This is a genomic window from Chroococcidiopsis sp., from assembly GCF_051657925.1.
In the GTDB taxonomy this organism is placed as follows: domain Bacteria; phylum Cyanobacteriota; class Cyanobacteriia; order Cyanobacteriales; family Chroococcidiopsidaceae; genus Chroococcidiopsis.
Genome location: NZ_JBOFLP010000010.1, coordinates 17,824 through 28,967, shown reverse-complemented (window position 1 = coordinate 28,967; position 11,144 = coordinate 17,824). Strand labels below are relative to the sequence as shown.

Below are 11,144 nucleotides of genomic sequence, written 5' to 3'. Positions count from 1 at the left end.
ACACAACTAGATGAGTTGATGAATATCTAGGATTCTCAACTCACTTATTTGAGTCTTGGGCGAATTGAGATTGAATAAGTGAATGTTGGAAGAAAGGCGATCGCAGATATAGGACTCATATTTAATTTTTGAAATCTACCTAGGATGCGTTACACCAAAGGCTAACGCATCACTCTCAGTTTTTGGTGCGTTACGCAAGTGCGTAACACACCCTACCCATACTGAGATTTCTTCAATCATCAAACTGGATTCCTATAGATCGAGATAAAAAAATTAAACAAAAGTCGATGCCTAAGTAAATAAATGCTAATCCCTAAGTCGCGATCGGCGGACTACAGTAGAGTCAATAAGACTGCTTAACTTAGCAACCACTGACTGTCAATTAAAACAATTCATGCGGATTTTTACTTATTTACGCCGTCATCGGCTATTTGTTATTCCATTCACTCTTTGTCTGAGTGGAGTGCTGTTATTGGCTAATGGGGTAACGTTGAGTTTTCCGGCTATTGCTGACTCTCAGCGTCCTGCTGCTACAGTCACGCGATCGCCTCTATCCGTCACGGAAGATGTCCGTAAAACAATACTGGAAAACGGTCTAACGATTTTAACTAAAGAAGTCCATACTGCACCAGTCGTTAGCGTCCAGGTATGGTACAAAGTCGGATCGCGCAATGAAGCTCCAGGGGTAAACGGTATTGCCCACCAATTGGAGCATATGCTGTTTAAAGGTACAACGACCCGTCCAATTCAATTTGGTCGCCTGTTTAGTGCTTTAGGCAGCGAGTCCAATGCTTTTACTAGCTTCGACCAAACAGCATATTTTGGCACGGTAGAACGAAATAAATTGAAGGCGCTGCTGGAACTTGAAGCAGACCGGATGCAGAATGCATTAATTAATGACGAGCAACTAGCAAGTGAAAAGCGAGTTGTCATTTCTGAGCTACAGGGTTATGAGAACAGTCCTACTTATCGCCTCGATCGCGCCGTGAGGCGTGCCGCGTTTCCTAACTCTCCTTATGGTTTGCCTGTAGGTGGTACGAAAGCTGACGTGGAAAAGTTTACTGCGGAAAAAGTCAGAGATTATTACAACAGGTTTTACAGCCCCGACAACGCCACGCTGATTGTGGTAGGAGATTTTGATACCGCACCAACGCTAAAAGCAGTGGAAGAGGTTTTTGGCAAAGTACCGGATCGGGTGAAGGGAACGGGAGTCGGGAATCGGGAGTCGGGAGTCGGGACTAAAAGACAAGGGGAACAAGGGGGACAAGGGGGAGTAACAAATTCCTCACCTGCCTCAGCTCGTCTTAACAGTAAGCCGATCGTTCTCAAAGAGCCAGGGGCGGCGGCGACGTTGCAAGTCGTGTATCCCTTGCCGGATGCGAATCACCCTGATGTTCCTGCACTGGATGCGATGGACTACATCTTGACAGAAGGGCGGAGTTCTCGGCTGTATCAAACTTTGGTGGAATCGGGTTTAGCGAGTGCCGCAGGCGGTGGCACGGCGAATATGATGGTGGGGGGTTGGTACGAACTCTCAGCTACGGCTGCTCCAGGGCAACAGCTAGATAAAATTGACACAGTGCAAGAACAGGCGATCGCGAATTTGCAGACTAAAGGAGTCACGCCGGAAGAACTCAACCGCGCCAAAGCCCAACTCAAAGCAACGATAATTTTGAGCAATCGCGATATCAGTTCCCAGGCAACGCAGTTAGGTTATAGCCAAACTACGGCTGGCGATTATCGCTACATCGATCGCTACCTAGCCGCCTTAGACAAGGTAACGGTAGACGATGTGAAGCGAGTAGCAAATACTTACTTAGCTACCGAGCAACGCACTGTAGGGAAGTTTGAACCCACCCAAATCGCCGCCAGTCAACCTGCTGGTGCTGGTGAAGCGGGGACTGGTCAAACTGCGGAAAGCTTTAACTTGGGTTCACCTGTCAATCCGGCAGAGGTAGCTAAATTCCTACCACCTGTAGATGTTGCGGCTACACCGAAAGCGCAGCGGCTACCGGAAGAATTTACTCTAGACAATGGCTTACAGGTGTTGCTCTTGCCAGACTCTAGCACGCCAACCGTGACCTTGAGCGGTTATATCAAGGCAGGGACGGAATTCGATCCAAATCAGTCCGGTGGTTTGGCAAGCATGTCCGCAGACAACCTGATGAATGGGACGAAGAGTCAGGATGCTTTGCAACTTGCCAAGACGCTAGAAGATAGAGGGGCGAGTCTGGGTTTTTCTGCGAATCGCGAAGGCGTAGAAATTGCTGGTTATAGCTTAAAAACAGATCTACCTGTAGTGATTCAAACAATGGCAGATGTGGTGCAAAATGCCACATTCCCCGATCGCGAATTAGAACTATCGCGCCAACGCGCCCTGACTCAACTCAAATTAGACTTGGATAATCCCGCACGGGTAGCGCAGCGGAAGTTTCAACAGACGATTTATCCAGCGAACCATCCTTTCCATACTTTCCCCACCAAGGAAAGCTTGCAGAGTATTAACCGTCAGGCGGTGGTGGAGTTTTATCAAACTCATTACCGTCCCGACCAAACGATTTTGACTCTATTAGGAGATTTCGATCCAAAAGCAGTGCGATCGCTGTTGACGCAACAATTAGCCCAGTGGCAAGGGACGGGGAAACCACCAACGATCGCCTATCCAGCCGTATCTCTACCAGCGAAAATCGAGCAGTTTAACCCGATTATGCCAGGGAAAACGCAATCGGTCACGATTTTGGGATATCGGGGGATCGATCGCAAAGACCCGCGTTACTATACCTCATTGGTATTGAATCAAATTTTGGGTGGCGATACGCTTTCTAGTCGCTTAGGCACGGAAATTCGCGATCGCCAAGGGTTGACATACGGCATCTATAGTGCATTTCAAGCTGGCAGACACGCCGGACCATTTGCAATTAGAATGCAGACCGACCCAGCCGATGCTCAAAAAGCGATCGCCAGCACCCGCAAACTGTTACAACAAATTCAAACTCAAGGCGTAAAGGCAGAGGAAGTACAGACGGCTAAACGTTCGCTCACCAGTAGTTATACTGTTTCCCTTGCTAGTCCTGACGCTCTTGCTAGTACGATCTTAATGAATGCTGTTTTCGGGTTGGGTGAAGCGGAATTACGCGACTTCCCACAAAAAATTCAAGCTGTCACTTTAGATAAAGTCAATCTGACAGCCGAAGAATTGCTGCAACCAGATAAGCTAGCGATCGTTACAGCTGGTCCTGGTAGTGCTACAGCACAAGGGAAGTGAGGAGTGAGGGGTGAGGAGCGAGGAGTGAGGGGAAGAAGAGAGCTGGGGAAACTGGGGGAGCGATCGGGAGCAATTCTGGTTCCACTAGCCACTAGCCACTAACCACTGCCGACTCCCGCCCTTAACGAGTTAGATGTTTACCATCACAGGTAGATTTTATGATGCGCTATTTAAAAAAATTCTTTTTTGTGGCGGGGCTGATCCTCTGTACTGTAGTTGCTATGCCAAATTTAGCTCATGCGGCGACGAGTACAGCCCCATCTGTAGATTTGTTGCGTCAGCCAGCAACAGAAATCTCCGTCAGCCTGGGAACTTCTAGTAACGAGCTGAAGTTTGTGCCAGATTCTTTAGAATTATCTGCCTTTAAACGTTACAAACTCGTACTGACCAATCCCAGTCCGCAGAAACACTATTTCACGGCAAAAGATTTTGCTGATGGCATTTGGACGCAAAAAGTAGAAGCTGGCAATGTAGAGATTAAAGGGGCGATCCATGAATTAGAACTCAAACCAGGAGCAAAGGCAGAATGGGTATTTGTACCTTTGAAATCGGGTAAGTACGCTTTGCGCTGTCCGATTCCCGGGCATACAGAAGCAGGAATGAAGGGGAATATCGCGATCGCGGCATAAGTAAAACCACAATCGGCTCAAAGTGAAGGACTGTAAATTAAAATAGAGAAGGTGTTTGAATCGTTAGCCTGGATAACAAATTTATAGACAAGCGCGATCGCGTCAGAGCCAACTCGATTTTTCCACAGTCACCCCATCTGTTCCCATAAAACTCCATGAATATTCTCAGTAATCTTCTCCCTCAACAACCTGCTCAATCTCAGCGCCAAAAAAAGCAACGGCGGGGTATTGAAATTAAATCTCCCCGTGAAATCGAAATCATGCGGCAGTCAGCTAAGATTGTGGCAACGGTATTAAAAGAGATTTCTGAGATGGTGCAGCCTGGGATGACGACTGCCGATCTCGATGCCTATGCTGAAAAGCGCATCCGCGAAATGGATGCAACTCCTAGCTTTAAGGGTTATCACGGTTTTCCCGCTTCAATTTGTGCCAGCGTTAACAATGAAGTCGTACACGGAATTCCCAATCCAAAAAAAGTTTTGAAGACAGGAGATGTTTTAAAAGTTGATACAGGAGCTTTCCATCAAGGTTTTCACGGCGATTCTTGCATTACGATCGCCATTGGTGAAGTTAGTCCGACAGCAACTAAACTGATCCGCATTGCTGAAGAATCTCTGTATAAAGGAATCGAGCAAGTTAAGGCTGGAAATTATCTGATGGATATTGCAGGGGCGATCCAAGACCACGTAGAGGCAAACGGTTTTACAATCGTCGAAGACTTTACCGGTCATGGTGTTGGTCGTAACTTACACGAAGAACCCTCGGTTTTCAACTTCCGTACCCGGGAGATGCCTAACGTTAAGCTTCGTGCTGGAATGACGCTAGCAATTGAGCCAATTTTGAATGCCGGATCGAGATTTACGCGCATTCTTGCCGATCGCTGGACGGCAGTAACAGTAGATAATGCTCTTTCTGCTCAGTTCGAGCATACTGTATTAGTCACAGAAAGCGGTTACGAAATTTTGACCGATCGCTCTTTGGTGTAATTTAATTTTGCTGCGTGAAAGCATCATCGTAGGGGCGCACAGATGTGCGCCCCTACAGTCTACATGACACAATAATTCAAATTGCCCAGATCCAAAATCACTATGACGCGGGACAAGCACCTTATCCGTAATTTTTACAGAATTGGTCTAATACTAATAACGCTTTTATTAATACTTGCCTACCATCCACCAGCCACCGCAGCTACAGCCAAGCACTATACAGAATTAGAATTTCCTCCCCTCAAACAAGTACAAATTCCCAAATACGATCGCTACGAAATGCCGAATGGTATGGTGGTGTATTTGATGCCGGATCGGGATTTACCTTTAGTGGGAGGAACGGCAATAATTCAGACAGGCGATCGCTGGGAACCAGAAGATAAAGTAGGATTGGCAAATTTAACTGGAGTTGTATTGCGAACTGGCGGAACGCAAAAACATTCCGCAGATGAGTTAAATCAGTTATTGGAACAACGAGCAGCAGCGGTAGAAGTTGGAATTAATGATGCTTCTGGTTCTGCTAGTTTTAGCGCCTTGAGCGAAGACTTGGAAATGGTGTTTGGGCTATTTGCAGAAATCTTACAACAACCAATATTTGCTCAAGAAAAGTTAGATTTGGCAAAAACTCAAGTTAGAGGCGGAATCGCTCGTCGTAATGACGATCCGAATGGAATTGTCGGGCGGGAGTTTCAAAAGTTAGTTTATGGCAGTGATAGCCCTTATGCGCGAACGGTAGAATATGCAACTTTAGATAATATTTACCGTCAAGATTTAATTGATTTCTACCGTCAATATTTTCATCCTAATAATCTGATTTTAGGCATTGTCGGAGATTTCGACTCGCAGAAAATGCGATCGCTGATTCAAAAATATTTTGGCAATTGGAAATCTCAACCAAAGCTATCCCAACCCCAAGTTCCAACAGCCTCTCAGTCTAAGTTGGGCGGATTATATTTTGTCGATCGCCCCCAGTTAACTCAAAGTTACGTCCAAGTCGGACATTTAGGCGGACAGCTCGACAGTCCCGATTATCCAGCTTTAGACGTGATGAATCAAGTCTTAAACGGATTTGGCGGACGGTTGTTTAATTCCGTGCGATCGCGTCAGGGTTTGGCTTATTCTGTTTATGGTGTCTGGAGTCCCCGCTTTGATTATCCTGGGTTGTTTGTAGCGGGGGGACAAACTCGTTCGGCTGCGACCGTCCCTTTTCTGCGTGCTATTCGGACTGAAATTGAAAAACTTCAAAGCGAGATAGTTCAACCAGATGAGTTGCAACGCGCTAAAGAATCAGTATTGAATTCGTTTGTCTTTAATTTTGAAAACCCCAGCCAAACTCTGTCTCGCTTAATGCGCTACGAATATTTTGGCTATCCGGCAGATTTCTTGTTTCGCTACCAACGCGGCGTACGAGCCACGACTGCGGCTGATATCCAACGAGTTGCCAAAAAATACCTCCAGCCAGAAAAACTCGTCACCCTAGTTGTAGGAAATGCTAATGCAATTCAACCACCACTGAGTGCGATCGCCTCAGAAGTCATTCCGATTGATATTACTATTCCCGATGCTAAGTCAGGGTGACAAACAAGTCAATAGTCAATAGTCAAAATCTTTTGACACCCTACTCGCTACTCGCTACTCCCTGCTCTCTACTCCCTGACAACTGATAACTGACAACTGATGGCTGTTTGCGTCCAGATAAATCCCGCAGCAGTCCCATAATGGCGGGAACTACTGTGGGGGTGAGGATTGTTGAAAAAGCTAAGCCACCCGTGAGGACGATGCCTAACCCTTGATACAATTCTGCTCCTTGTCCTGGGACGACTGCTAGAGGTAACATCCCTAATACGCTCGTCCCAGCTGACATGAAAATTGCACGGAGGCGATCGCGTGTTGCATGGTAAAGAGACTTATCGTAGTCTTCGCCTTCTGCTTGGAGTTGTAAAGCGCGGTCTACCAAGAGGATCGCATTATTAACCACCACTCCAGTCAAAATGATAAATCCTAGCGCCGTAATCATATCAAAGGGAATAATAAGACCGGGAATTCGGTTGGCGATCGCCAAACTTAACAACCCGCCACTCATCCCCATCGGTACTGTTGCCATAATGACTACTGGGTAGAGAAAGGAGCGATACAGCGCCACCAGCAGCAAGTAAATAAATAGGACAGAAAGGATAAAAGCAGAAGACAACTGAGATAGAGTGTCAGCTAGGCGATCGGCAGAGCCAGACAAATCTAACCGATATCCGGCGGGAAGATTTGCCCTGAGTGGAGCCAAAACTTGTGTTTCTGCCTGATTGACTAATGACCCCAAAGGTGCATCTGCTTCGAGGGAAGTTATTAGGGTAATCGATCGCTCTAGGTTGACATGATTGATCACATCGGGTCCTGTTGTCTCCCTTACCTCGGCAACATCTGCTAGCTGTACTTGCTGCCCGCGATTAGTATACAAGGGTAGTTGACGCAATTGTTCGGGAGTTTCGACAAACAGATTGTGTAACTCTACTGAAACATCCAGTTCTTCCTTACCATCGATAAAATCAGAAGCAATTCGACCACCTAACGCTGCTTCCACCATTGCCCCTACTTCCGCCTCCGATAACCCAACTTCCGCTAAACGTTCGCGGTTGGGGATTACTTGCAGTTCCCCTGCACCAAAGACATAATCAGAACGGACGTTACGCACGCCAGAAAATGCTCGCAGGCGATCGGTTATCTGCGTTTCCAACTGGCTCAACTGCTGCAAATCTGCACCTACGATTTGAATTTCAAACTCTTTACCTGGATCTTGGAAGATCGAGAGGCGCGTGGGGATCATGAAGCGATAGCCAGGAAAGTTGTTGCTCTGCTGCCGCATCCGAGTCACCATATCAGCAAGTCCGTTAGTAGTGGCAAATTCAGGTTTGAGAATTGCCGCAATCCCGCGCCTACCAGGACGTTCGACAAACATGACGCGATCGATTTCCGGTTGCTGCCTCAAGAAATCTCTCGCGGGTTGAGAGAGACGAATGGCTTCGGGAATGCTGGTTCCTGGTAAAGGTTCCGCCACCCAAAATACTAAATTGCGGTTGCCTTCAGGCAAATAATCGGCAGGAGGTAGTAGAAAAATACTTGTAAATAGCAGAATGACGGGAATCGCTAAAAGTAATAATCTACGTCCAACACGATCTGCACCCAGCGACCAAAGTACGGTAGATGCCAAAAATGATTCTAACTTGCTTTGAAAGAGGCGAAAGACGGCGGAAGTGCGAAAAACAGCTCCCTGTATTTTTTGTAAGATGGTTGACGGTTGACGGTTGACGGTTGACGGTTGACGGTTGACAGTAATGTTTCTTCCTTGTCCCCCTTGTCCCCAACTCCCAACGGAAGAATCAGCTAGCACTTGCATTGCTTCGTGCTGGTTGAGAAATAAGCCGGAGAGCATGGGGACGAGGGTGATGGCGGCTAGCATGGAGAAGATAGCAGCAGCGGATATGGCGATCGCCATGTCGATAAATAACTGTGCTACTTCTCCCTGTACCATAATTAATGGCGTAAAAACGGCGATATTTGTCAGGGTAGCCGCAAAAATTCCGCCCCAAACTTCTTGAGTCCCATCAATAGCAGCACGGATCGGGTTTTTGCCCTGTTGCATGTGGGTGAAAATATTTTCAACTACGACGATCGCGTTGTCTACAACCATTCCCGCCGCAAATCCTAGCGCTGCCAAGCTAATAATGTTGAGCGATCGCCCAAATAAGGACATGGCAATAAATACAGTAATCATTGTGGTAGGAATGGTCAGTGCTACCACGGCGACTGTCCGCATTGAGCCTAGGAATAGCAACAATACCAGTACGGCAAGTACCGCACCGCTGACAAGGTTTTCTTGTACCAAAAAGACAGATTGGTTGATGTATTCGCTCTCATCGTAGTTGTAGACGAAATCGATTCCTTCTCCCTGACGATCGAATTGAGCTTCTAATTCCGCTAGAGTTGCCCTGACTCCGCTCGATACTTCCGGTACGTTTGCCCCAACGCGCCGGATAATCCCAATTGCCACGGCAGGAGTATTGTTAAAAACCAAAGCACTCTCTAGCGGTTTGCGCCCCATTTGCACGGTTGCCACATCCCGCATGTAGACTGTACCCGACGGATCGCGCCGCAGCACAAATCCGGCGATTTGTTGTATATCTTGCGAACGACTGAGGGTACGCACGCGGTATTCTCGCCTGCCTAACGTTAGGGGACCGCCGCGAATGTCGCGATTGTTTTCCCGTAACACCCGCACGACATCGCCTATGGTCAGATTGCGATCGAATAAAGCTTTGGGGTCAACCCTCACCTCAACTTCCCGTTCCCTACCCCCAGGAATGAGAAACTGCCCTACGCCTTCGACTCGGCGCAATCTCGGTACGATAACTTCTTCTGCTAAGTCGCGGTAGCGATCGGGATTCCCCTGAAATCCTTGTCTTGGAGTCAGGACAACCCATATCATCGGCGAGTTGTTACCTCCGACCATCTCTACATCAGACTCTTCAACTTCTGGGGGCAGTTCCTTCACCTGCTGTAACTTATTCAATACATCCACCATCCGCTCGTTCACATCGCTGTTCCAAGTAAACTCAAGCGTAATAGCGCTGATACCAGGACGGGAGTTGCTGGTAATTTCCTGTACCCCTAAGACTTCCTCCATCCGTTCCTCAATGGGACGGGTGACGAGATCTTCTACCTCTGTGGGAGCTGCACCAGGATAGGTAGTAGTGATTGTGATTTCAGGGCGATCGCCTCCTGGTTGCAGTTCTAAAGGCAAACTCAGTAGTGAAAAGATGCCAAATACAGCTAGCAGGCAAAACAACACGAAAGTACCGTGCCGCCAGCGGACGGCTGTTTCAATCAAGTTCATAATAATTACGACTTACGACTTATGACTTACGACTTACAGCCGCCCCATCTTTTAATCCATCCCCACCCCGTACGACGATCGCCTGTCCTTGGCTCAGTTGTGGGTTGGCGATCGCCATTTTTTCGCCCATGTCTGCCACGAGTTCGACTTCTAGTTGTCTGGCTTTACCGTCTGCAACCGTAAATACCAGCCAGCGATTTTCCCGCCGAGTCAATGCATCGCGGGGAACGACAAAGCTAGGGGTATCGCTAGGCAATTGTAACTGTGCTTGTACTGCCATTCCTGGCAAGAGGTTAGCAGGGGGATTTGATAGTCTCACCCGCACTCGCTGCCGTCGGGAAGCGGTGTCGGCAGATGGTACGATACCCGTCAAGGTAGCGCGATCGCGCCAGTTAGGTAGCGCCCTAGCAGTCAACTCGACGGGCATACCCGCTCTCACGCTACCGCTGAGTGATTCTGGCACTTCCAGAAATACGTCTAACTGAGTGCCATTGACTTTGGTGGCAATCTCGTCACCGCTTTCTACCAAGTCTCCGCTACTGACTTGCCGTGTCTGGATAACACCGCTCGATACTGCTCTGATGCGCGTGCGTTGCAAGGCTAATTCTGCTTGGCTTAATGCAGACTCAGCGGTGGCTACATTAGCTCGTTGCGCGTCAATTTCTTCGCGAGTGGGACCAGCCGTAGCTTCTGCTAACTCTGCTTGGGCTTGCATTCGTTCCCCTCTAGCAGCATCTGTCCGCGATTCTGCTTCGACTAATTCCCGGCGCGAGAGTGCGCCAGTATTAACTAGACTTCTGGTTCGTTCTGAATTGTCTTGAGCTTCCTGTTCCCGCGCTTGAGCTGCTCGGACTTCGGCTTGCCTTTGGGCGATGATTTCCTGCCGCGTACCGACTTCTAAGCGTGCTAATTCGCTCCGAGCTTGAGCCAGTCTCGCTCTCGCTTCGGCTACGGCTAAGCGCTGATCTGCATCGTCAAGGATGGCTACAACCATACCAGGAGTGATGCGATCGCCTGGTTGGACTAACACTTGTTGCACGACTCCCGATGTTCTGGTGCGGACTGTAGCGCTCTCGCTTGCCTCGACTTGCCCTAACATACTAGTACTACGAGTTGCCGTGCCTGAAGTTAAGGCGATCGTCTCTATGGAACGCGGTGGTTGCGGTTTTGCTGCTGCTGGTGCAGTGGCTTGGCTGACAGGAGTTAATCCCCGCCCCAGTCCAACTCCTCCAGCTCCGACTAGAAGCATGAGTAGCAGCCACCACCGTTTCTGGGAGCGGGGTGAAGGCGGCGGAGTCTGCAATTCTTCTCGGTTTGAAACGGAAACTTGGGAATCAGAGGTTTGCACGCTCGATACTCCTATCTCAAGAGTTAACGTT

6 protein-coding genes are annotated in these 11,144 nt (G+C 48.3%); 4 read left to right on the top strand and 2 right to left on the bottom strand.

Annotated features, from left to right (window positions below; all coding sequences use genetic code 11):
* Window positions 1-394: 394 nt before the first annotated feature.
* The 4 genes from ACRC32_RS00770 (at window position 395) to ACRC32_RS00755 (ending at window position 6,458) form a co-directional block, all read left to right on the top strand.
* A complete protein-coding gene (locus ACRC32_RS00770) occupies window positions 395-3,265 on the top strand; it encodes a M16 family metallopeptidase (RefSeq protein WP_438552195.1) in 2,871 nt (956 codons plus the stop codon).
* A gap of 221 nt (window positions 3,266-3,486) precedes the next feature.
* On the top strand, window positions 3,487-3,894 hold the full coding sequence (locus tag ACRC32_RS00765; RefSeq protein WP_438552197.1) for a plastocyanin/azurin family copper-binding protein: 408 nt from the start codon (window positions 3,487-3,489) through the stop codon (window positions 3,892-3,894).
* A 155-nt stretch (window positions 3,895-4,049) separates the two neighbouring features.
* Window positions 4,050-4,880 (top strand): type I methionyl aminopeptidase, encoded by an 831-nt coding sequence (gene map, locus ACRC32_RS00760; RefSeq protein WP_015156399.1) that lies wholly within the window; start codon window positions 4,050-4,052, stop codon window positions 4,878-4,880.
* Window positions 4,881-4,982: 102 nt separating this feature from the next.
* On the top strand, window positions 4,983-6,458 hold the full coding sequence (locus ACRC32_RS00755) for a M16 family metallopeptidase (RefSeq protein WP_438552194.1): 1,476 nt from the start codon (window positions 4,983-4,985) through the stop codon (window positions 6,456-6,458).
* A gap of 40 nt (window positions 6,459-6,498) precedes the next feature.
* Here ACRC32_RS00755 and ACRC32_RS00750 read toward each other — a convergent pair whose 3' ends face one another.
* A complete protein-coding gene (locus ACRC32_RS00750) occupies window positions 6,499-9,765 on the bottom strand; it encodes an efflux RND transporter permease subunit (RefSeq protein ID WP_438552193.1) in 3,267 nt (1,088 codons plus the stop codon).
* A 19-nt stretch (window positions 9,766-9,784) separates the two neighbouring features.
* Window positions 9,785-11,113, bottom strand: a complete 1,329-nt coding sequence (locus ACRC32_RS00745; protein WP_438552192.1) for an efflux RND transporter periplasmic adaptor subunit — start codon at window positions 11,111-11,113, stop codon at window positions 9,785-9,787.
* Window positions 11,114-11,144: the final 31 nt, after the last annotated feature.